The 21630-nt window shown below is 64.4% G+C and carries 21 protein-coding genes and 1 riboswitch; of the genes, 12 read left to right on the top strand and 9 right to left on the bottom strand.

Annotated features, from left to right (window positions below):
- The first annotated feature begins 16 nt into the window (after positions 1 to 16).
- Positions 17 to 655, top strand: coding sequence for a bifunctional 4-hydroxy-2-oxoglutarate aldolase/2-dehydro-3-deoxy-phosphogluconate aldolase (locus LDO41_RS07160; protein ID WP_223983794.1), 639 nt, complete (start codon positions 17 to 19; stop codon positions 653 to 655).
- Positions 656 to 789: 134 nt separating this feature from the next.
- Here the strand turns inward: LDO41_RS07160 and LDO41_RS07155 are convergent, their stop codons facing one another.
- From LDO41_RS07155 to LDO41_RS07145, 3 genes are all read right to left on the bottom strand, one after another.
- On the bottom strand, positions 790 to 921 hold the full coding sequence (locus LDO41_RS07155; protein ID WP_223983785.1) for an entericidin A/B family lipoprotein: 132 nt from the start codon (positions 919 to 921) through the stop codon (positions 790 to 792).
- A 142-nt stretch (positions 922 to 1063) separates the two neighbouring features.
- A complete protein-coding gene (locus LDO41_RS07150; RefSeq protein WP_223983782.1) occupies positions 1064 to 2527 on the bottom strand; it encodes a GGDEF domain-containing phosphodiesterase in 1464 nt (487 codons plus the stop codon).
- Positions 2528 to 2629: 102 nt separating this feature from the next.
- Complete coding sequence (locus tag LDO41_RS07145; RefSeq protein ID WP_223983780.1) at positions 2630 to 3943, bottom strand: hemolysin family protein; 1314 nt, start codon at positions 3941 to 3943, stop codon at positions 2630 to 2632.
- A gap of 180 nt (positions 3944 to 4123) precedes the next feature.
- A riboswitch (FMN riboswitch) is annotated at positions 4124 to 4286 on the top strand.
- 125 nt (positions 4287 to 4411) lie between these two features.
- On the opposite strand from LDO41_RS07145, the gene ribB reads away from it, so the two are divergent.
- Positions 4412 to 5080: a 3,4-dihydroxy-2-butanone-4-phosphate synthase gene (gene ribB / locus LDO41_RS07140; protein ID WP_223983778.1), complete on the top strand. Its 669-nt coding sequence runs from the start codon at positions 4412 to 4414 to the stop codon at positions 5078 to 5080.
- 96 nt (positions 5081 to 5176) lie between these two features.
- Positions 5177 to 5680 (top strand): surface-adhesin E family protein, encoded by a 504-nt coding sequence (locus LDO41_RS07135; protein WP_223983762.1) that lies wholly within the window; start codon positions 5177 to 5179, stop codon positions 5678 to 5680.
- Positions 5681 to 5743: 63 nt separating this feature from the next.
- Here LDO41_RS07135 and LDO41_RS07130 read toward each other — a convergent pair whose 3' ends face one another.
- Positions 5744 to 6088 carry an RT0821/Lpp0805 family surface protein gene (locus LDO41_RS07130; protein WP_223984304.1) on the bottom strand — a complete coding sequence of 115 codons (345 nt, stop codon included), beginning with the start codon at positions 6086 to 6088 and terminating at the stop codon, positions 5744 to 5746.
- 537 nt (positions 6089 to 6625) lie between these two features.
- Here LDO41_RS07130 and LDO41_RS07125 point away from each other — a divergent pair.
- A complete protein-coding gene (locus LDO41_RS07125) occupies positions 6626 to 8194 on the top strand; it encodes a glucan biosynthesis protein G (protein ID WP_223984302.1) in 1569 nt (522 codons plus the stop codon).
- Positions 8167 to 10791 carry a glucans biosynthesis glucosyltransferase MdoH gene (gene mdoH, locus LDO41_RS07120; protein WP_223983759.1) on the top strand — a complete coding sequence of 875 codons (2625 nt, stop codon included), beginning with the start codon at positions 8167 to 8169 and terminating at the stop codon, positions 10789 to 10791. Before LDO41_RS07125 ends, mdoH begins: the two co-directional genes overlap by 28 nt.
- A 58-nt stretch (positions 10792 to 10849) precedes the next feature.
- On the opposite strand, the gene LDO41_RS07115 is transcribed toward mdoH, so the two are convergent.
- The gene (locus LDO41_RS07115) at positions 10850 to 11437 is read right to left on the bottom strand and encodes a hypothetical protein (RefSeq protein WP_223983756.1); all 588 of its coding nucleotides are present in this window, start codon (positions 11435 to 11437) and stop codon (positions 10850 to 10852) included.
- 317 nt (positions 11438 to 11754) lie between these two features.
- On the opposite strand from LDO41_RS07115, the gene LDO41_RS07110 reads away from it, so the two are divergent.
- Positions 11755 to 12990: a Bcr/CflA family multidrug efflux MFS transporter gene (locus LDO41_RS07110; RefSeq protein ID WP_223983753.1), complete on the top strand. Its 1236-nt coding sequence runs from the start codon at positions 11755 to 11757 to the stop codon at positions 12988 to 12990.
- A gap of 3 nt (positions 12991 to 12993) precedes the next feature.
- On the opposite strand, the gene LDO41_RS07105 is transcribed toward LDO41_RS07110, so the two are convergent.
- Positions 12994 to 13860, bottom strand: a complete 867-nt coding sequence (locus tag LDO41_RS07105; protein ID WP_223983751.1) for a mechanosensitive ion channel family protein — start codon at positions 13858 to 13860, stop codon at positions 12994 to 12996.
- Positions 13861 to 14056: 196 nt separating this feature from the next.
- Entirely contained in the window at positions 14057 to 15259 is a 1203-nt protein-coding gene (locus tag LDO41_RS07100; protein ID WP_223983743.1) for an ammonium transporter, read from the bottom strand.
- Between the two features lie 552 nt (positions 15260 to 15811).
- On the opposite strand from LDO41_RS07100, the gene LDO41_RS07095 reads away from it, so the two are divergent.
- From LDO41_RS07095 to LDO41_RS07085, 3 genes are all read left to right on the top strand, one after another.
- Positions 15812 to 16093, top strand: a complete 282-nt coding sequence (locus LDO41_RS07095) for an HU family DNA-binding protein (protein WP_109583182.1) — start codon at positions 15812 to 15814, stop codon at positions 16091 to 16093.
- A 141-nt stretch (positions 16094 to 16234) separates the two neighbouring features.
- Positions 16235 to 16723, top strand: a complete 489-nt coding sequence (locus tag LDO41_RS07090) for an acyl-CoA thioesterase (protein ID WP_223983741.1) — start codon at positions 16235 to 16237, stop codon at positions 16721 to 16723.
- Between the two features lie 11 nt (positions 16724 to 16734).
- Entirely contained in the window at positions 16735 to 17205 is a 471-nt protein-coding gene (locus LDO41_RS07085; protein ID WP_223983732.1) for a CreA family protein, read from the top strand.
- Positions 17206 to 17221: 16 nt separating this feature from the next.
- Here the strand turns inward: LDO41_RS07085 and LDO41_RS07080 are convergent, their stop codons facing one another.
- Entirely contained in the window at positions 17222 to 17986 is a 765-nt protein-coding gene (locus tag LDO41_RS07080) for an SDR family oxidoreductase (RefSeq protein ID WP_223983730.1), read from the bottom strand.
- A 254-nt stretch (positions 17987 to 18240) separates the two neighbouring features.
- Between LDO41_RS07080 and LDO41_RS07075 the strand changes: the two genes are divergently transcribed.
- Together LDO41_RS07075 and LDO41_RS07070 are read left to right on the top strand one after the other, a co-directional pair.
- Positions 18241 to 18738 carry an Mpo1 family 2-hydroxy fatty acid dioxygenase gene (locus LDO41_RS07075; RefSeq protein WP_223983728.1) on the top strand — a complete coding sequence of 166 codons (498 nt, stop codon included), beginning with the start codon at positions 18241 to 18243 and terminating at the stop codon, positions 18736 to 18738.
- 284 nt (positions 18739 to 19022) lie between these two features.
- Positions 19023 to 19484 carry an HU family DNA-binding protein gene (locus tag LDO41_RS07070; RefSeq protein ID WP_223983726.1) on the top strand — a complete coding sequence of 154 codons (462 nt, stop codon included), beginning with the start codon at positions 19023 to 19025 and terminating at the stop codon, positions 19482 to 19484.
- Between the two features lie 112 nt (positions 19485 to 19596).
- Here the strand turns inward: LDO41_RS07070 and LDO41_RS07065 are convergent, their stop codons facing one another.
- Positions 19597 to 20559 (bottom strand): GlxA family transcriptional regulator, encoded by a 963-nt coding sequence (locus tag LDO41_RS07065; protein ID WP_223983724.1) that lies wholly within the window; start codon positions 20557 to 20559, stop codon positions 19597 to 19599.
- A 196-nt stretch (positions 20560 to 20755) separates the two neighbouring features.
- Between LDO41_RS07065 and LDO41_RS07060 the strand changes: the two genes are divergently transcribed.
- Positions 20756 to 21556: an SDR family NAD(P)-dependent oxidoreductase gene (locus LDO41_RS07060; RefSeq protein ID WP_223983720.1), complete on the top strand. Its 801-nt coding sequence runs from the start codon at positions 20756 to 20758 to the stop codon at positions 21554 to 21556.
- Positions 21557 to 21630: the final 74 nt, after the last annotated feature.

Raw genomic sequence — 21630 nt, 5'->3', positions numbered from 1 at the left:
ACCAACGTTTAATGCCATGACAACTCCTTCGACTTCCCTGCTTGAACGCCTCTCCAACGTGCCGGTCATCCCGGTGCTCGAGTACCACTCGGTGGAGGAGGCCCTGCACGTCAGCGAGGCACTGGTCAGCGGCGGCCTGCCGTGGCTCGAGATCACGCTGCGTACGCCCGTCGCGCTCGAGGCCATTCGCGCGGTGGCCAAGGCGCTGCCGCAGGCCGTGGTCGGCGCGGGCACGGTGCTGAACGCCGGGCAACTGCATGCGGTACGCGATGCCGGCGCGCAGTTCGCGGTCTCGCCGGGCCTGACGCAGACGCTCGCCGATGGCGCGCGCGATGCCGGCGTGTCGCTGCTGCCGGGCGTGGCCACCGCGAGCGAAGCCATGTTCGCGCTCGAGAACGGGTTCACGTTCCTGAAGTTCTTTCCGGCCGAAGCCGCAGGCGGCGTGCCGATGCTGAAGTCGCTATACGGCCCGCTCGCGCAGCTGAAGTTCTGCCCGACTGGCGGCATCGATGCGGCCAAGGCACCGACCTATCTGGCGTTGCCCAATGTGGTGTGCGTAGGGGGCTCGTGGGTGGTGCCGAAGGATGCGGTGGCGGGCAAGGACTGGGCGCGCATCCGTAGCCTCGCGCAGGAAGCGGCGAAGCTGAAGGCGTAAAGCCGGAAGCGTGGAAACGAAAAACGGGCGCCGTCGGGCGCCCGTTTTTCTTTGAAGCGTTGCTGCTTTGAAGCGTCGTTGCGTGTTACCTCAACGCCTTACTTGACGATTTACTTCGCGATTTACTTCGCGACTTACTTCGCCTTCTCAGCCGAGTTCTCGAGTTTCTGGCCACCCTTCTGTACATCCTGCCCAACACCGGCCATCGTATTGCAACCGGCCAGGAGCGTGGCAACCATCAGGCCAAGGATCCATGCTTTTTTCATCGTCCGACTCCTTTAAACGGGATAGTGTGCGCCGGGCAGAAATTACCGGCTGCCCTGACCGTAACGATGGACGATGGATGCCCGCATGTAAATTGGACAACGTCTGACACGCGTGTGCGAGTTCCTCTGACACGCGTCCAACTCAGCTTCCGGCGGGCCCGAGCAACTGCCGCGCGCGCGCGGCAATCGCGCCATGCGTCTGCGCAAGCCAGTGCGCGGGAAACGGCTGCGCCAGCAGATAACCCTGCATGCCGTGGCAACCCCAGTCACGCACGAGCTCGAGCTGCCTGCGCGTCTCCACCCCCTTGGCCCACACCACCGCGCCCGACTGACGGGCCAGTGCGCAGGCCGCGCGCAGCGACTCCGCATCCTCCGCGTTGCCGTGCGCCGTGGGTCCCACGTGTCTGGCATCGAGCGTGACGGCATCAGGCCGCAGCCGTTCCAGCGCGCGCAGCGCCGCAGGTGTGTTGGTGAAGTCCCCGAGCGCCACGTGCACGCCGAACTCGCGCAACAGCGCGGCCTTGCGCGCGGCCATCGGGTCGTCGGGCACCATGTCCGCGGGGACCTCGATGCAAAGGCGTCCGCGTGGCACGTTGAACGCTTCCACACTGCGGCGCAGCAGGTCCACGGTCTCGTTGCCATGCAGTTGCGCGCTCGATGCCAGTAACGTGAACTGGACCGGCGCCACAGCCTCGGTCGCGCTCAACAGCGGCAGCAGGGTCTGCAGCAGCCAGCGGCCCATCTCGTGCATCATGCCGAGCGCCTCGGCAACGGGAAGAAAGTCCTGCGGCGCCACGCGGCCGAACAGCGCATGTTGCCAGCGCGAACGCACCGTGTACCCGGACACCTCGGCAGTCCCGAACATCGCGCGCGGTTGCAATTGCAGACTGAGCTCGCCACGCGCCATCGCCTCGGGCAGGGCCGCCAGCAGGGCGGCCAGGCGTGGCGCCGACGGTGTGGTCGCATTGCCGATGCCGTCGCCGCCGCGGCGATAGACCTGCAGCATGGCGTCGAATGCCAGTTGCAGGTTGCGCTCGGTCGCGCTCTCCGGATGGTCGAGCGCCGTGCCGATGCTGCAGGACAGGAACAGTTCATAGCCGTCGATCACGAACGGCCGGCCAAGCGCGGCGGCGATGCTGCCGCTGATCGCGGTCGCATCCGGCGCGGCGTCGTTAGCGTCGTTAGCATCGGACAGCACGCAGGCGGCGCCGAGATCGGCGGGGCCGAGCCAGAGCATCGCGGCCGGCATCGAGGCGACGCCCGCCACGCGCGCCTCGACGCAGGCACGTAACCGCTGCGCCCGTTCGAGGCCAATCGTCTCGCAGACGTTCTGAAAGCGGTCGAGGCGGATGACGAGCACCGCGAGCGGATGCGCGGTACCGACGGCGGCGCGATGCGCGTCGAGCGCGGCGATAAAGGCGGCGGGCTGCATGGTGCGTGGTGATGCGGCGACAGCTAGATTGCTGCAGGCCGCATCATACGGCAGGGCGTGACGGAACAAGCGGAAGCGTGTCAATTGACGTGCGTTCGCCGCCGCTTGCTGTTGTTTCTCGTCAATCAGCGGGAATGTCCTACCGTTGGTCGTATTGACCCGGGGACGATGCATGCAGTAATGGGGGAGGGCGAGGTTTTCCCCTCCCCGTGAAATCGGGACGTTCAGTCCGTCCGCTCAGTCCGTCCGCTCAGTCCGTCCGATCAACCCGCCCGCTCAGCCAGTGGTTTCGGCCTCGGGGCCGTCCTCGGGCGGGACGCGCGAAGCCAGCACCTTGTCGATGCGCTTGCCGTCCATGTCGATGATTTCGAACTTCCAGCCGTCCCACTCCACGGTATCCGCGGTCTGCGGCAGGCGGCCGAGCAGCAGCAAGAGCATGCCCGACAGCGTGTGGTAACGCTCCTTGTCTTCCTCGGGCACGACGCGGATGCCGGTGCGATCCTTGAGTTCGGGCACCGGAATCAGGCCATCGAGCAGCCACGAGCCGTCGTCGCGCTGCACCGCCCATTCCTCGCCGGCGGTCTCGGTCTTGAACTCGCCGGTGATGGCTTCGACCAGATCCTGCAGCGTCACGAGACCAAGCACCTCGCCGTACTCGTCGATGACGAACGCCATCTGACCACCCGACGAGCGGAAGTTCTCGAGCAGCTCCATGCCGGTAACGCTCTCGGGCACGAATACCGCGGCCTGCAGTACCGCCGTGAGCTCCGCCTTTTCGCCGCGCAACCGGCGCGCCAGCAGCTGGCGCGCGCTCACCACGCCAAGGATGTCGTGCATGCCGCCACGCACCACCGGAAAGCGCGAGTGGTCGGACTCCTCGATGCGGCGCAGGTTTTCATCCTCGCTGGCGTCGACGTCGAGCGCGATGACGTCGCCGCGCGGCACCATCAGCGATGCGATCTGGCGATCGTCCAGCCGGAACACATTGCGCACCATCGTGTGTTCATGGTGTTCGATCACGCCGGCCTCGGAGCCTTCCACCAGCAACGCGTGGATTTCCTCCTCGGTCACCAGGGGGCCGCGGTCCGATTTCACGCCGAGCAGACGCAGCACCAGCAGCGTGGAACCGGACAACAGCTTGACGAACGGTTTCGAAGCGACTGAAAGAAACGAGATCGGGCGCGCGACCATCCGCGCGATGGTTTCGGGCGCCATCTGCCCGAGCCGCTTGGGCACCAGCTCGCCGAGCACGATCGAGAAATAGGTCAGGGCCGCCACCACGATCGCGGTCGCGATATAGCCCGCTGTAGTGGGAGTAAGACCGAACTGTTGCAGCCACACGCCAAGCGGTGCCGCCAGCGTCGATTCGCCGACCACGCCGTTGAGCACGCCGATCGACGTAATGCCGATCTGGACGGTGGAGAGGAAGCGCGTGGGATCCTCGCCGAGCTTGACCGCGGCAATCGCGCCACGGTCGCCATCTTCGATCGCCCGTTGCAGCCGCGCCTTGCGCGCGGTAACGAGCGCGATCTCCGACATCGCGAACAATCCGTTGAGAAGAATCAGCGCCAGCAGTATGGCAATTTCCATCAGGGTGCACGCCCTTGCGCGTGCGGGTATTGAAGAAGAAGGCCAAGCATACCACCCGCGTGTGACGTGGGTCGCGCAAATCGGCTGGGCCGCCTACGCGTCCGGCGCGGTCGTGTTAACATCGCAGCGCCGCCGCGGCTTACCTTGCTGTTAACTTGCTGGTGACTTCGTGGCGGCACATTACGTCTTCAGGGCGGGGTGCAAGTCCCCACCGGCGGTATGTCGCAGCAGCCATTCCATGGCGCGGCGGTGAGCCCGCGAGCGCCCGCATGCGAATGCGGGGTCAGCAGATCTGGTGAGAAGCCAGAGCCGACGGTCATAGTCCGGATGAGAGAAGATGGGGCAACCTCGCGTGGGCGACCGCGCGCGTGTTTTCGCGCGCGTATATGTTGCATCGCATTGCATCGCGCGCGGCCGCCTGTCCTCCCCTGAAACGCCCACAGTCCGTTATCTATATGGAGCGTTTCAATGCTGACTCTTGCAGCAGACACCGCAGTTTCCGTTACCACCCCCGTTATCGATTCCCTCGCCGAACGCATCGCGCAGGCACTCGACGTCATGCGCGAAGGTCGTCCCGTAGTGCTGCTCGACGATGACGATCGCGAGAACGAAGCCGATCTGATCCTCGCCGCCGAGCAACTCACACCGGCCAACATGGCGATGATGATTCGCGAGTGCAGCGGCATCGTGTGCCTGTGCCTGACGACCGAACGCGTGCGCGAGCTCGGCCTGCGTCCGATGGTCGAGAACAATCGCAGCCAGTACGGCACCGCGTTCACGGTCTCGATCGAAGCGCGCGAAGGCGTGACCACCGGCGTCAGCGCGGTAGATCGCATCACCACGATTCGCGCGGCACTGGCGGGCCCGGCCGATGCGATCGTCAGCCCCGGCCACGTGTTTCCGCTGGTGGCGCGCGATGGCGGCGTGCTCGCGCGCCGTGGTCATACCGAGGGTTCGGTCGACCTCGCGCGCCTGGCGGGGCTGTCCCCGGCCGCGGTGCTGTGCGAGCTGATGAATCCGGACGGCACCATGGCGCGCCGGCCGGAGGCACTGGTCTTCGCGCAACAGCATGGGCTGCCCGTGCTGACCATCGCGGACCTCGTCGCGTGGCGCGAGTCTCAACCCGACGCGCCATAAAATTGAAACAATACGCATCGCAGGGGGCTGAGCCCCTGCATGCGTGTGCGACAATCGGGCCCTGCTTTTTCTCCCGTCCGCACGAGGGCAGCCCCCATGTCTCGCTTTGTTCGTCCTGCTATTCGATTTGCCGCGCTCGCCACGTTAGCTGTCGCGGCCACCGGCTTCTCCGTCGCGGCCCATGCCGATGACGGCATGGAAGCCCCCAATGCCGTGCCCGCGCCTGCCACTGCCGCGATCGAAGCCGCGCCACCGGACCCACAGCGCTGGCTGCCATTGCTCGGCACCAGCGGCATGGTGTCCTATTTCGACCAGACCGCCGTGCGCCGTCGTGGCACCGAAGTAGGCGTGATCGTGGTGCGCAATTCACCAGCTGGCGTCATTCGCACCACCAACGGCGAGACCATTCGCTCGTCGCTCAAGCGCATGGTGCTGAACTGCGCCAATTCGATGTATGCAGTGGTCGAGCAGACGCTATATAGCAAGCGCTTTGCCCGCGGCGAGTCCATCTATACGATCCACTCGCCGCAGCTCGGCACGCCGCAGCGCGCGCAGTCCGGCACCATCGCCGGCGAACTGGTCGCCAGGCTCTGTCGCTGAGCGTCTTCGGTCGAGTCCGAGGTTGAGCGCCTTCAGTTGAGCCCCTTCAGTTGATCCCAACCCTCAGTTCGAGACCTGACGCGCCTTCCACTGGCCGTTCGACTGCTTGCAGAACCAGCCCGACCACGCTTCGCTCGCGCTGCCGCGCTTGAGATCGGACTTGAGCCGGCGGCAGGACTGACCCTTGTCGGTCTTGCTCTGCACCGGCGTGATCGTGCCGTCGATCGCCTGCCGCCGCCCCGTCGCCGGGTAGTGCCATTCCACCGCCGTATCGTCCGCGGTGTCCACCAGCGCCTTGCGCACGACTTGCTGCAGCGCGGCAGCTTCCTTCTGATTCAACGTACCGATGATGCTGCCGGAAAGGTAGTTGTCGAAGTACGCCAGCGCGGGCGCGCTAACGCCTAGCATCAAAGTGGGGAGCAGGCCCGCAAGAAGGGTGGATCGAAACTTCGCGGACCGAATCGACTGCCGTGTCTGCATGACGACTCCTGATGATGGCGGATGGGAGGGGGCGCCGACATTTCCGAAGTGGCGCCGCGTTCATTGTAGGCACGGCAGGCGCTACTCAGCCATGCCGCGTTACGGTCGCATACAGTCGGCACCGGAAAGAGCCAGTCTTTGTAAAAAGTGGGGCATCGCCCGCAAACGCTTGCGTGGAGCGGCTTTCAGCCGACAGGGGTTTCATTTTGTTGCAAACCTTGCGTGCAGGAAACGTGACTTTTTAGGCTTGAATTGTTAAGGTCTGCCCTCGCACGGCAATGGTGCGGAGGCAGCTAGGTCGGATTTTTCCGATGTGCGGACAGATGTGGTCCGGCTTTTGCTCTCCCCCTTTGCTCTTCCGGTTACGCTCTCCCTGCTACCTTCCACTGCAAGATTCAACCGGCCTTCATGACCGCCTCGCTAACGCTGATTTCGCCGAAATTGCTGCCTCGCTCAACCTGCCAGATGCTCGCTGCCCGCGTCCGTTCGTCCCTTGGACCTCTCGGTGGCTCGCTTGCAAAGTGGCTCGGCGGCGGCGCGATCATGGTGACGACGCTGCTGGCGATGCCCGCCGCGCATGCGTTCGACTTCGAGACCGTCTCCGCGCGCGCGCGTCAGCTGGCCAGCTCGCCTTACAAGCCTGCGCAGCAAAATCTGCCACGTGAGCTCGCCGAGCTTTCGTACGAACGCTATAAAGACATTGAATACAAGCCCGAGCGGTTTGCCTGGCGCAACGCGCGGCTTCCGTTCGAGTTGTCGTTCTTCCATGAAGGCATGGTGTTCGACCAGCCCGTGCGCATCAACGAAGTCGTCGGTGGTAGCGTGCGTGAATTCCGCTTCGACCCGTCGGCGTTCAACTATGGTCCGCACAAGGTCGATCCGGCCAAGCTCAAGGGACTCGGCTTTGCCGGGTTCCGCCTGATGTACCCGGTCAATCAAGGTAGCAAGGGCAAGAAGGACGAGCTGGCCTCGTTCCTCGGCGCAAGCTATTTCCGCGCGCTCGGTCGCGACCAGTGGTACGGGCTGTCGGCACGTGGCCTGGCGGTGGACACCGGTCTCAACTCCGGCGAGGAGTTTCCGCGATTCACCGAATTCTGGATCGAGCGTCCGGACCCTAACGACAAGCAGATCACGCTCTATGCGCTGATGGACTCGCGTCGCCTGTCGGGTGCGTATCGCTTCATCATCAAGCCCGGCAGTGAAACTGTCATGGAGGTCAAGGCGCGACTATTCTTGCGAGAGAACGTCACCAAGCTCGGCCTTGCTCCGCTGACCAGCATGTATCTGTTTGGCGAGAATCAGCCGTCGGGCACGAACGACTTCCGCCCTGAAGTGCACGACTCGGACGGCCTGTCGATTCACCTCGGCACGGGCGAATGGGTCTGGCGCCCGCTCGTGAATCCGAAGCGCCTGCTCGTGACGTCGTTCGCCTCGAACAATCCGCAGGGGTTCGGCCTCATGCAACGCGATCGCAGCTTCGACAACTATCAGGAGATCGGCTCCTGGTACGAGCGCCGGCCCAGCGGCTGGGTGGAGCCGCGGGGCAACTGGGGCTCGGGCCGCGTGGAACTCGTGCAGATTCCGACGCCGGACGAAACCAACGACAACATCGTCGCGTACTGGATTCCCGACAATCCGCCCAAGCCCAAGCAGGCCTTCGACTACGAATACCGCCTGCTGTGGCAGAAGGACACCGCCAACCTGCCGCCGCTGTCGTGGGTCACGCAGACCCGACGCGGGCAGGGCCTCACGCGCAAGCCCGAAGATACGAGCTTCTCCCTCACGGTGGACTTCGAAGGCCCGGCCTTCAAGAAGCTGCCAGAAGAAACGAAGCTGGAGCCCGTGATCTCGGCCGATGCCAACGGCGAACTGCTGAAGACGTCGGTGGTGCGCAACGAGGCGACGGGTGGCTGGCGCATGACGATGTTCCTGCGCCGCAAGGACGAAAACAAGCCGGTTGAGTTGCGCGGCTATCTTCGCAACGGCAATACGACCCTTTCCGAGACATGGAGCTACATCTTACCCCCCGGCTAAAGCAGCGCCCGGCCCTGGCGGCAGCATGCGAGCGATATGTCGATCGCCTGCCAGCCTCTCCGGAGTTGCGCAGCGAGCTGCTCGCCGACGCCCAACCGACCCCGGTGACGAGCGTCCCGGTTGACGGCACTGAAACGCCCGCGGCCATGATCGAACTGCAGACGCGCCTGGCCGGTCTGCGCGAACCGTTGAAGGAAGGCCCACGCCCCCCCTCACCGGACGCATTGAGGCCTGACGCCACCACACCGGGCGGCGCCACCTATGCTTCGGTGGGCCGCCGCTTCGGCATGGCCTATGGCAATCCGCAGATCGACGGCGAGTCGCTGCTGGAGCGTCGCGCCGACGGCACCGTGCATGTGGACACCGGCCCCAAGCCCGAGCGCGCCTCGATGGTGCCGCGCCAGTGGCCGCCGCATGTGGTGAGTGGCTGGGTGCGTAACACCTGGCGCCGCATGCTGGGCCGACCGCCCGTGCCCGAGACGTGGGACACCATCCACGACGGCCCGGACGCGGAAGGCAAGTGGCATCCGGCTGGCTCGCATCGACGCTGGTTCCTGCTCGGCCTGGTGGTCGCGCAGACGGCGGCGGCGACGTACGCCATGACCAACGTGCTGCCCTACAAGGGCGCGGACCCGCTCGAAGTGGCGATCCTCGTGCTGTTCGCGGTGCTGTTCTCGTGGGTATCCGCGGGCTTCTGGACCGCGATGATGGGTTTCCTCGTGTTGGCCAAGGGCGGCGACAAGCATCTGATCTCGCGCTCGGCCGCGAGCGATGCGCCGATCGATCCCAAGGCACGCACAGCGGTGATCATGCCGATCTGCAACGAGGACGTGACGCGCGTGTTCGCGGGTTTGCGCGCCACGTACGAATCGCTCGAGCGTACCGGCCAGATGGCGCCGTTTGACTTCTTCGTGCTGTCGGACAGCGGCAATCCGGACCTGCGCACGGCCGAGCATGACGCGTGGATGGAAGTGTGCCGCGCCGTTGGCGGTTTCGGCCGCATCTTCTATCGCTGGCGCCGTCATCGCGTCAAGCGCAAGACCGGTAATGTGGCCGACTTCTGCCGCCGCTGGGGCAGCAAGTATCGCTACATGATCGTGCTCGATGCCGACAGTGTGATGAGCGGCGAGTGCCTGGCCACGTTGACGCGCCTGATGGAAGCCAATCCGGGCGCCGGCATTATCCAGACCGCGCCGATCGCGGTGGGGCGCGACACGCTCTATGCGCGCGTGCAGCAATTTTCCACGCGCGTGTACGGTCCGCTGTTCACGGCCGGCCTGCATTACTGGCAGTTGGGCGAGTCCCACTACTGGGGCCATAACGCGATCATCCGCATCAAGCCGTTCATGGAGCATTGCGCGCTGGCGCCGCTGCCGGGCAAGGGGCCGCTCTCGGGCGAAATCCTCTCGCACGATTTCGTCGAGGCCGCGCTGATGCGGCGCGCGGGGTGGGGCGTGTGGATTGCCTACGATCTGCCTGGCTCGTTCGAGGAAATGCCGCCGAACCTGCTCGATGAGGTCAAGCGCGATCGCCGCTGGTGCCAGGGCAACCTGATGAACTTCCGGCTGTGGATGAAGCAGGGCTTCCATGCGGTGCACCGCGCGGTATTCCTCACCGGCATCATGGCCTATCTGTCGGCGCCGCTGTGGTTCCTGTTCCTGCTGTTGTCGACGGCCATGCTGGCCAAGCACGCGCTCGTGCCGCCGACGTATTTCTCGCAACCGTATCAGTTCTTCCCGACCTGGCCCGAGTGGCATCCGGAGAAGGCGCTCGCGCTGTTCTCGGCCACGGCCACGCTGTTGTTCCTGCCGAAGATCCTGAGCGTGCTGCTGCTGATGAAAGACGCGCGCAACTATGGCGGTCCGGTGCGGCTGGTGCTCAGCATGTTGATCGAGGTCACGCTCTCCGCGTTGCTGGCACCCACGCGCATGCTGTTCCATACCAAGTTCGTGGTGGCGGCGTACAGCGGCTGGGGCATTTCGTGGAAATCGCCGCCGCGGGAAGATGCGGAAACCACATGGGGCGAAGCCTTCCGCCGTCACGGTGGCCACACGCTGCTGGGATTGGTGTGGGGTGGTGGCGTGTATTGGCTGAGCCCGGGCTTCCTCTGGTGGCTGCTGCCGATCGTCGGTTCGCTGGCGTTGTCGATTCCGCTGTCGGTGTTCCTTTCGCGAGTACCGCTGGGCCGCGCCGCGCGTCGCGCGGGGTTGTTCATCATTCCGGAAGAAACACAGGTGCCGCGTGAAGTCGTGGAAACGCAGCAGCACGTGGAGTCCGCGCACGAGGTGCCAGGCTTCGTCGATGCCGTGGTGGATCCGGTGACCAATGCGCTGATGTGCGCCACCGCCAGCGCGCGCCGCGTGCAGCCGGAGCCGACGCGCATGCAGCACAGCTCGCTGGTGCAGCACGCGTTGACGCATGGACCGGGCGCGCTCAGCGCGTCGCAGAAGCATCTGCTGCTGGGCGATCCGTTCGCGCTGTCGCGCCTGCATGAGCTGGTGTGGGCATCGCCGCTGGCTGACGCGGCATGGAAGGAAACGCGCGTGCTGATGCGTCGCGCGGCCAACGTGCTGCCGCTACGCCCGCGGCCGGCCTGAACGGTCGCGTGCTGACAAGATCAGCCCCGTCTCGAAAGAGGCGGGGCTTTTTTTATGACTACCGCAGGGCCGAGACGCAGATTGGCGCGTTGATGTACACGTCGCCGACGCGGCGTTCGCCGCGGTCGTTTCGCGTCATGTAGCGAAACATCATGCTGACCCCGAGCTTGGTCAGGATTTCCACGTCACGGTTCGCGCAGATATTGCGCTGCAGCGGCGCCGCATAGTTGACCTCGAAACTCGCGAGGTCGAGCATCGGACCGCGATAGTTGGTGAGCTCCAACTGAAACAACACATGCTTGCCCGGTACCGACTGGCAGCGGCGTAGCCGCGTCTCGGCGTCGATGTCCATCGGCAGCACGTCGTTGAGCTGACGGCAGGCGCGCGCGAGCACGCTGTCTGGGCGATTGGTATTGCGGAGGAATTCAGGCACGCCGGCCGCGCCGGTGTTCTGTCCGGTGGCGGCGCCCTTGAGCATGCGCGACAACGCGTCAGCTTCGTCCACGGGGGGCACCGGTGGAGGAGCAGGTTGCGCGAGCGGCGGGCCGCCGCGCACTGGTGCCGCCTGCACGGGCAAAGGCGGCAGCCAGGTCGCGAACGCGGCCAGGCTCAGCGTGGCAATCAACGGCGAATAGGGTCTGGTCATGCAGGATAACGTTGCCGGGCACGGCTCCCGTGATCCGTCGCCCGCGGTGCGTATGGCTGCGCGGTCGGTACGTCACGCGCACCGACAGGGAGGCATTGTACCCTCCACCTCGCTGTACGCGAAAGCCGCGCCACATATGGCATTCGGACCGTTGCGCGGTTTGCGACAGAATCGTGGATACGGGGAAAGCCACCACTTGACGCGCGTGCCGGCACGCGCTCGCGACGCACGGTTGTGTAACAATCGCCGTTTGCCGGGCTGCGGGCGGCCGATGACGGATCGCGCGCGGCACCATCCACGGCATCACCGGACACCTCATGACGGCTCCCGACCGCGCGGCTACCCACGCCCCGGACGCATCTCCGCGCTTTCCCCTCTGGCTGCTGATCTGCGCATCGCTCACCGCGCTCGCGCCGCTGTCCATCGACATGTATCTGCCCAGCTTTCCGGCGCTGGCGGCGGACCTGCGTGTCGATATCAGTCGCGTACAGCTGACGCTCGGCGCGTTTCTGGTTGGCCTGGCGATCGGGCAGGCGTTCTACGGGCCGATCAGCGACCGCTTCGGCCGCAAGCCGCCGCTCTATATCGGGTTGCTGCTGTACGCGGCGGCGGCGGCCGGCTGCGCGCTCGCGGGCAGCGTGGAGTCGCTGATGTGGTGGCGTTTCCTCGAAGCGCTGGGCGGTTGCGCGGGTATCGTGGTGTCGCGCGCGGTCATCCGCGACCGGCTCGAGGCGCGCGAATCGGCGCGCGCGTTTTCGTCGCTGATGCTCGTGATGGGCCTCGCGCCGATCCTGGCGCCGATTATCGGCGGCGTGCTGCTCGCCGCGTTTGGCTGGCGTTCGATCTTCTGGGTGCATTGCGGCGCGGCGCTGCTGATCCTGCTGCTGGTGCATCGCCGCATGGAGGAGTCGCTCGATCCGCGGCGCGTGCAGCCGCTGCATCCGGTGTCGGTGCTGCGCAGCTACGGCGAACTGCTGCGCGCGCGCGAGTTCGTCGGCTACTCGCTGGCGGCCGGCTGCTCGCAGGCAGGCATGTTTGCATACATTGCCGGCTCGCCGTTCGTGCTCATCGAGCTCCACGGTATCGATCCTTCGTACTACGGCTTTGTGTTCGGCGCCAATGCGTTCGGGCTGATCTTCATGGCGCAGGTGAATGCGCGGCTAGTGCGCGCGCGCCCGCTCGACAGCGTACTGCGCGCGGCGTTGTTCGCGCCGTGCCTCGCGGGCGCCGTGCTCGCGGTGGCGGCGCTCACCGGCACCGCCACGCTACCGGTGCTGCTGGCCTGCTTCTTCGTCTGCCTGTCCGGCATGGGCTGCATCCTGCCGAACGCGTCGGCACTCGCGCTTGCGCATCAGGGCCATCGCGCCGGCACGGCGTCGGCGTTGATGGGCACGCTGCAATTCAGCCTCGGCACCCTCGCGGGCGCCGCGGTCAGCTTCTGGCATGACGGCACCGCGTTGCCGCTGGCCGTGGTGATGGCGGTGTGCGGCGCGGCAGCGGTGCTGATGCGGTGGTATGGCCATGCCGGTCTGGCGCGCAGACCGGCAACCTGAAGCTCAAGCCGCTTCGTTCGCCGACTGCGCCGGTGCCATCGGCATCGCTGGCGCGCCCTGCATGACGATCATCTGCGCAGGCATCGGCGCGGCATAACCCGCCTCGCCGAAGCTTTCGCGAATCACGCGATTGGTGTCGAAGTAAACCTGCCAGTAATGATCGTTATGGCAGTAAGGTCTGACCGCCAGCACCGGTCCCACGAGCGTGAACTCGAGGATCTCGACGTCCACCGGCGGTTCGGTCAGCACGTTCGGAATCGCCGCGACGCGTTCCTTCAACAGTGCCACCGCGGCTGCGGCATCGGTAGTGCCGGCCAACTGGGCCTTGAGCTCGACGCGCCGGAACGCATTCGCCGAGAAATTCTGAATCGTGTCGGAAAAGATCTTGTTGTTACCGACCACGGTCAGCACGTTGTCGGGCGTGTCGAGGGTGGTGGCGAACAACCCGACCTCGCGCACCGTGCCCGTGACGCCGCCAATGGTCACGAAGTCCCCGACCTTGAATGGCCGCAGCACGATCAGAAACGCCCCGGCCGCGAAGTTCGACATCAGCCCCGACCAGGCCATGCCGATGGCCACGCCCGCCGCCGCGATCAATGCCGCGAACGTTGTGGTCTGGATGCCGAAGTATCCGAGGATGCCGATGACCAGCACGATATTGAGCATCACCGTGACGATCGAGCCGACGTAGCGCAACAGCGTCGGATCCACCTGCTGGCGGCCCAAAGCCTTCTGCAACATGCGCACCACGAAATGGATCAGCCAGCGGCCAACGATCCAGAACGCGAGCGCGGCAAGGATTTTGACGCCGAAGACAGTGGCATAGCCGATGACGATATCGCGGAAACTGAGCAGCGATTGGGAATCCATGGGCATTCTCCAGTGATGGGAAGCTGGGTCGGACACCAGGAAAAACGCGCCCCGCGGCGCCGCAAATTGGCAGAAATGCGAGAAGCGGGCAAGGCATTATTGGCCCTGCGAAAGCGGAAGTTCAAGTAAACAATCCTTAGCACTGAATGAAAAAAGCCACCCGAAGGTGGCTCCAGAGCGGACTCCCGAGCGGGAATTACCAGTTGGTCTCGCGTTCCGGTGTGGCGGAGATGCGGTGCAGCGTCAGGTCGGCACCGTTGAACTCGGCCTCGGGATCGAGCCGGATGCCGACGAACTTGCGAAGCGTGCCGTACACCACGGTGCCACCAACCAAGGCGATGACGATGCCAAGCGCGGTGCCAATCAGCTGCGCGCCGATCGACACGCCGCCCAGACCGCCCAGCGCGCGCGTACCGAAGATGCCGGCGGCAATGCCACCCCAGGCACCGCACAGGCCGTGCAGCGGCCACACGCCCAGCACATCATCGATCCGCCATTTGTTTTGGGCCAGCGTAAACAGATAGACGAACAGCACGCCCGCGATCGCGCCCGTCACGAGCGCGCCCAGCGGATGCATGAGGTCGGAGCCCGCGCAAACCGCAACGAGGCCGGCTAGCGGACCGTTGTAGGCAAAGCCCGGATCGTTGCGGCCGGCCCACCAGGCCGACAGCGTGCCGCCGGCCATGGCCATCAGCGAATTGATGGCCACCAGCCCGCTGATCTTGTCGATGCTCTGCGCGCTCATCACGTTGAAGCCGAACCAGCCCACCGCCAGCACCCAGGCGCCGAGCGCGAGGAACGGAATGTTCGAGGGCGGATGCGCGCTGATGCGGCCATCCTTCTGATAGCGGCCGCGGCGCGCGCCCAGCAGCAGGATGGCCGGCAGCGCGATCCAGCCGCCCACGGCATGGACTACCACCGATCCGGCAAAGTCATGGAACGGCGCGCCAGCCACGCGGGCGATCCAGTCCTGCACGCCAAAATGCCCGTTCCACACGATGCCCTCGAAGAACGGATAGACAAAGCCGACCAGCACGAAAGTGGCAATCAGTTGCGGGCCGAAGCGCGAGCGCTCCGCGATACCGCCGGAGATAATTGCGGGAATCGCGGCGGCAAACGTCGCGAGAAAGAAGAATTTGACCAATTCATAGCCGTTCCGTTGCGCCAAAACCTCCGCGCTCGACATGAATTGCACGCCATAGGCGACCGTATAACCAATAAAAAAGTATGCAATCGTCGAGACGGCAAAATCCACGAGGATTTTCACGAGTGCATTGACCTGGTTTTTCTTTCGGACCGTTCCTAGTTCGAGGAATGCGAATCCGGCGTGCATGGCCAGCACCATGATCGCCCCGAGCAGGATGAACAGGGCATCCGTGCCAGACTTCCAGTTTTCCATTGTGACCTCATGCGCAAAATGGGAGCGCGAGTACGCAAGAAGCATTCCAGAATGAGCGAAAACGGGGCGCAAATCGCTCGATCACGGTGCGTGGTGCACCGTGATGGCGTTCCGGCGTCGGGCAAGGCGTGAGGGGCGCCACCCGGAAGGGTGGATACCCGAAGATCTCGTCGGCCACGGCGCGATGTTCATGCATCGAAATGAGGCATGACGGCACCACTTCATGCTGCAAATCGGTGCGATGCACCATGTTCGGGCGTTCTGGTGACTGCCGGCAGCTGGACCGGGCGGCCCTCCGTGACAGGGCCGTCCATCCCGACTGCCCGAGAGCGTGCCCCCCGAACCTGTGGGCTAGACGCGGCGAGTCGATTGCGGGAAAAGAGGGGTAAAACCCCCGCTAAGTCTTGTCAGGGAACGATTTGCGGCGATTTTCGTTGCATCGGTGCCACTTGGGATTGCGTTGGGCGCAAAGGGCAGATTAGACTGCGCCGATCGGTGATTTGCCGCCTGGCAGATACATCGGTGACGACGACCAAACAAGGGAAATCAGCCATGAATAAAGGTGAACTGGTATCGGCCATCGCCGCGGACGCAGAACTGAGCAACGCCGCCGCCGAGCGCGCGTTGAACGCAGCGCTGGACAGTATCAAGAAGGCAGTTGCAAAGGGTGATTCGGTGACGCTCGTGGGCTTCGGCAGCTTCAGCTCGGGCAAGCGCGCCGCACGTACCGGTCGCAACCCGCGTACCGGCGAGACCATCAAGATCCCGGCCGCCAAGACGGTGAAGTTCTCGGCAGGCCAAGGCTTCAAGGACGCAGTGAACAAGAAGAAGTAAGTCGTTCGCGTTCGACAAGTCGCAAAGCGGCCTTCAGGGCCGCTTTTCTTTTTGGCGCGCGGCATTCATCGCAAGGCGACGACGGGTTAAACTGCGCGCGCGAGCACGGCTCGCTTCTGGCCTGTTTATGGAATACCCGCGATGAACGAACTGTCCCACCAGCTTTCCATGACCGTGCTGATGACGCCGGACATGGCCAACTTCTCCGGCAACGTGCACGGGGGCACCATTCTCAAATACCTGGACATGGTCGCGTATGCCTGCGCGAGCCGTTATGCGGGCCGCTACGTGGTCACGCTGTCCGTGGATCAGGTCATGTTCCGCCAGCCGATTCATGTGGGCGAACTCGTGACCTTTCTCGCCTCGGTGAATTACACCGGCCGCAGCTCGATGGAAATCGGTATCAAGGTGATTACCGAGAATATCCGCAGCAAGCTCGTGCGCCATACCAATAGCTGCTACTTCACGATGGTCGCGGTGGACGATAACGGCCAGCCGGCCGAGGTGCCGTCGCTGCAGCCGCGCGATGAGGAAGAGCGCCAGCGCTTCGAGGCCGCGCAGCAGCGTCGCGCGTTGCGCCAGGAAATGGAAAAGCGTCACGACGATATCAAGCAGCGTTCGGTCAGCTGAGCGGAGTGGGCATGCAAGGCACACGATGGGCGTTCGCAGCGGCACTCATGGCCGCATGCGCGGTGGCTGCTGCCGAGGAAATCGGCAGCGTGAGCACGAATTTTCGCGTGACCGGTTCGGACAAGGTCGTCATCGAGGCGTATGACGACCCGCAGGTGCAGGGCGTGACGTGCTACGTCTCGCGCGCCCGCACAGGTGGCATCAAGGGTTCGCTCGGCATGGCCGAAGACCCGCCCGAGGCATCGATCGCCTGCCGGCAGGTCGGCCCGATCGCTTTCAAGGGTCCGCTGCGCGCGCAGGAGGATGTGTTCTCCGAGCGCATGTCGGTCCTGTTCAAGACTCTGCACGTGGTGCGTGCGGTCGATCGCAAGCGCAATACGCTCGTGTACCTGACCTACTCGGACCGCATCGTCAGTGGCAGCCCGCAGAACGCGGTCACGGCGGTACCAGTGCCCGCCGAAACCGTTATCCCCGTCAAGTAACGACGTTGCTGCGGTTTCAGATCGTTACCCCACCGTCCACCACCATCGCCTGCCCGGTCATAAACGAGCTTGCTGCCGACGCCAGAAAGCACGCCGCGCCGGCAATCTCGATCGGCTCACCGATACGCCGCAGCGGCGCGCCTTCGGTCGACTGGCGGTAGCGCTCGGGATCTTCCCACAGCGCGCGCGCGAAATCGGTCTTGATCAGCCCCGGCGCAATGCAGTTGACGCGCACGTTGTGCGGACCGAACTCCACCGCGAGATTGCGCGCCAGCTGGAAGTCCGCCGCTTTCGATACGTTGTAGACGCCAATCGTCGGCGAGCCACGCAGTCCGCCGATCGACGACACGATCACGATCGAGCCATCGCGCCGCGCAATCATCTGGGGCGCCACCATCTGGATCAGCCAGTGATTGGCAATCACGTTGTTGTCGAGCACCTTGCGGAACTGCTCGTCACTGACGCCGCTCATCGGACCGTAGTAGGGGTTCGACGCGGCGTTGCAGACCAGCACGTCGATGCGGCCGAACTGGCGATTGGTCTCATCGACCAGGCGCTGCAGATCGGTCTTCGAGGAAATGCTCGCGGCCACCGCGATCGCGGTGCCGTCGCCGTGCCGTGCATTGATCGCGGCCACCACCTCTTCGCACGCTTCCAGCTTGCGCGAAGAAATCACCACTTTGGCACCCTGTACCGCCATTTGCTCCGCAATCGCGCGACCGATGCCGCGCGACGATCCGGTGATGACCGCGACCTTGCCGGTCAGGTCGAACAATGACATGGCGTCTCCTGTTGTCGTTGTGTTTGCGGTAGCCATTATGGGGACCGTCAGCGCGCGCGGGTAACGCTATCAGAAAACTGTCTGCGAGCAATTCACGCGATGCATGACACGTACGGCCGTCCGTTTAGAGGACATGCTCGAGGCGATTCCGCCCGGCATGGCTCGCCCACGGCACCATTCGTGACTACCATGGCATCACAACAAAACTGTCGCAGTGGCTTGCCTGTCTGCGCAGAAACAAAGAGGAGATGCCCGTGAAAACCCTGATCGATCATCTTGGCCAGTACGCGGCCTACCATCGCAACCCGCGCAATGTGTTCACGCACTTCATCGGCATTCCGATGATCGTGCTGGCTGTCACCACGCTACTCGCGCGCCCCTTCATCCCGCTCGGCAATGGCCCCACATTTCTGACGCCGGCAATCATCGTGTACGCACTGTCGTGCGCGTTCTACCTGCGGCTGTCGCGTGCATTCGGTGCGGCGATGGTGGTGCTTCTCGCGGTTTTCGTGGCCGTGGGGGCGTGGCTTGCCGCCATGCCGGATGCGATCTGGCTCGGCGCCGGCATCGGGCTGTTCGTCATCGGCTGGGTCATCCAGTTCATCGGTCACCATTACGAAGGCCGCAAGCCGGCATTCGTCGACGACCTCGTCGGCCTGCTGATCGGACCGCTGTTTCTGGTGGCCGAAACCGCGTTTGCGCTCGGCCTCGCGCAGCGGACGCGCGCTGCGATGGGCGCGCATACGCACTGAATATCGACATACGTCGGCGTCGAAAACGGGGGGACGTACCCCTCCGATGCGTTTTGCTGACGCAAAGCAGCGACAAAACACGGGGTTTTTACTTGGTTTCACAAATCTCGCTGACGAAAACCCCTTGACTTGCGGCGCTTTCCGCTATGATTCAGTGCGTACCGGCGCCCAGGATCGACAGCGTGTCGAACGTTGCAAAATGATCTCCGTGTAGTACTGCGGAAGTTTTGCAACGGGACGTTGAGATTGGCGTCGGACGTTTGTTCAACTCTTGTTAATCGAATATGGCGACCAAAGCGAAACCGACCGCGAAGACTGCAGCCAAGCCGGCTGCTACCAAGACCGCTGCCAAGAAGGCTGCGGCGCCCAAGACCGCTGCCAAGAAGGCCGCTCCGGCCAAGAAGGCTGCTCCCGCGGCGACGCCCGTAGCGCGTCCGCTGAAGGACACCTTCAACAAGTCGAGCCTGGTTGCTCACCTGGTGGCGCAGACTCAGCTGGAGCCGAAGGCCGTGAAGACGGTGCTGGCCCATCTGGAAACCACGATCGTTGGCGCGCTGAACAAGAAGGGCGCTGGCGAATTCACGCTGCCGGGCCTGCTGAAGGTGACCGCGCAGCAAGTGCCGGCGAAGAAGAAGCGCTTCGGCAAGGACCCGTTCACCGGTGAAGAGCGTTGGTTCCCGGCCAAGCCGGCCAGCGTCAAGGTCAAGGTCCGCCCGCTGAAGAAGCTGAAGGACGCGGCGGCCTGATAAGTGCGCCTGGTATCTGGCACCAGTTCACCGGTGCCAGTCTTGCCGAAGGCCCTCCTTACGGAGGGCCTTATTTTTTGTGCGATCGATTCGATTGGCGCATGCCTCCGGCTCACGCGTCGGCTTCCGCCTCGATCGGTATCGTGCCGCGCACCATACGCCGAATCGCCTGCGGCGGCTGACCGTAGGCGCGCAGGAACGAGCGACGCATGCGTTCGCGATCGCCAAAGCCAGTCTCGCGCGCAATGACGTCGATCGAATGCCGGCCCGATTCCATCATCACGCGCGCGGCCTCCACCCGCAGATGCTCCACCGCCTTGGCCGGCGTCTCGCCGGTTTCGTCGCGAAACGCGCGTGCGAACTGCCGCGGGCTCAGATGCGCGGCCTCGGCCAACTGATCCACCGACAACTCCTCGTGCAGATTCGAGCGGGCGAAGTCCAGCGCGGCCTGGATGCGGTCCGAGCGCGGCTGCAGGTCCAGCATCTTCGAATACTGTGACTGACCGCCGGTGCGCCGGTGGTAGACCACGAGCTTCTTGGCGACATCGCGTGCCACCTCGGCACCGCAGTCGCGTTCGACGATGGCCAGCGTCAGGTCGATGCACGCCGTCATGCCTGCCGACGTCCACACCGATCCGTCGATGCTGAAGATGCGATCGTCCTCGACTTCGATATCGGGATAGCGCTCACGCAGCAAGTCGGCGTGATACCAGTGCGTGGTCACGCGCTTGCCGGCCAGCACACCGGCCTCCGCGAGGTTGAACGCGCCCGTGCACGTGGCGCCGATGCGGCGCGCGCTCTTTGCCGAGCGCCGCAGGAAGTCGACCAGCGCGGGCGGCGTCGGCAGGACGTCGTTGTCGCCGACCACCAGCACGGTGTCGTAGCGTCGGCGGCCGAATGGCTCCGTGTTCACCGTGAACCCACCCGAACACATCACAGGTCCACCGTGCTCCGATAGCAGATGCACCGCGTAGAGCGGTTCCGGCAACTCCTTGTTGGCGAACTCGAGCACGGTGCAGACCGCAAGGTTCAACACCTGAAAGCCCGGGTACAGCGCGATAGCGATCTTGTGCATGGCAGGAAAAGTGGCAAACGCGGTTGGCTGCGATGGCAGAAAAGGTTGTTTCTATGACATTGGTGCCATTGCATTATGGCACTAATCTTCATTCCAGGCAGGCGGTATTGCAAGCCACAAGCGGGCAAATCCTCAATACCGCCCTCGAAGGTAATCCTCAAGGTAGCCCCCAAGGCACTGGAATCGGAGTTTCATCATGAGCAACCAAAACAACGCAGGCAAGGCAGTCATCACGGGCGCATCGTCGGGCATCGGCGCCATCTATGCGGATCGTCTCGCTCGCCGCGGCCACGATCTGATCCTTGTGGCACGCAATCAGGCTCGTCTCGAGCAACTGGCCGCACGCATTCAGCGCGACACCGGTCGCACCGCGGAGATCATCGTCGCGGACCTGACCAAGCTGGAAGACATGAAGCGCGTGGAGCAGGTGCTGCGTGACGACGCGGCCATCACGGTGCTCGTCAACAACGCCGGCGTCGGCGCCGCGGCACCGCTGTTGCAGGCGGACGTGGACAAGATGCAATCGATGATCGACGTCAACGTGACCGCGCTGACGCGCCTGACCTACGCGGTGGCGCCGGCGTTCGTGGCGCGCGGCCATGGCAGCATCATCAATATTGCGTCGATCGTCGCGGTGGCGCCGACCATCCTCAACGGCGTGTACGGCGGTTCCAAGGCGTTCGTGCTGGCGTTCACGCAATCGCTGCAGCACGAACTGGGCGACAAGGGCGTGCGTGTGCAGGCCGTGCTGCCGGGCGCGACGCGCACCGAGTTCTGGGACGTCGCGGGGCACTCGGTGGACGCGCTGCCGCCGGAATGGGTGATGAGCGGCGACGATCTGGTCGATGCGGCGCTGGCCGGCTTCGATCAGGGCGAAGTGGCCACCGTGCCGTCGCTGCCGGAGTTGTCGGACTGGAACGCGTTCGAATCGGCGCGCGCGGCGCTTGGCCCGAACCTGTCGCGCAGCAAGCCTGCCGCGCGCTTTGGCGTGCAGTGATTGACTGAGCGGCAATAAAAAAAGCAGTGGCACGCGAGTGCCACTGCTTTTTCGCTTCCTCTCCCGGTGAGGAG

This window comes from Cupriavidus pampae, assembly GCF_914271485.1.
GTDB classification, from domain to species: Bacteria; Pseudomonadota; Gammaproteobacteria; order Burkholderiales; family Burkholderiaceae; genus Cupriavidus; species Cupriavidus pampae.
The sequence above is the reverse complement of the archived record's forward strand: the minus strand, read 5'-3'. Positions and strand labels throughout refer to the sequence as shown.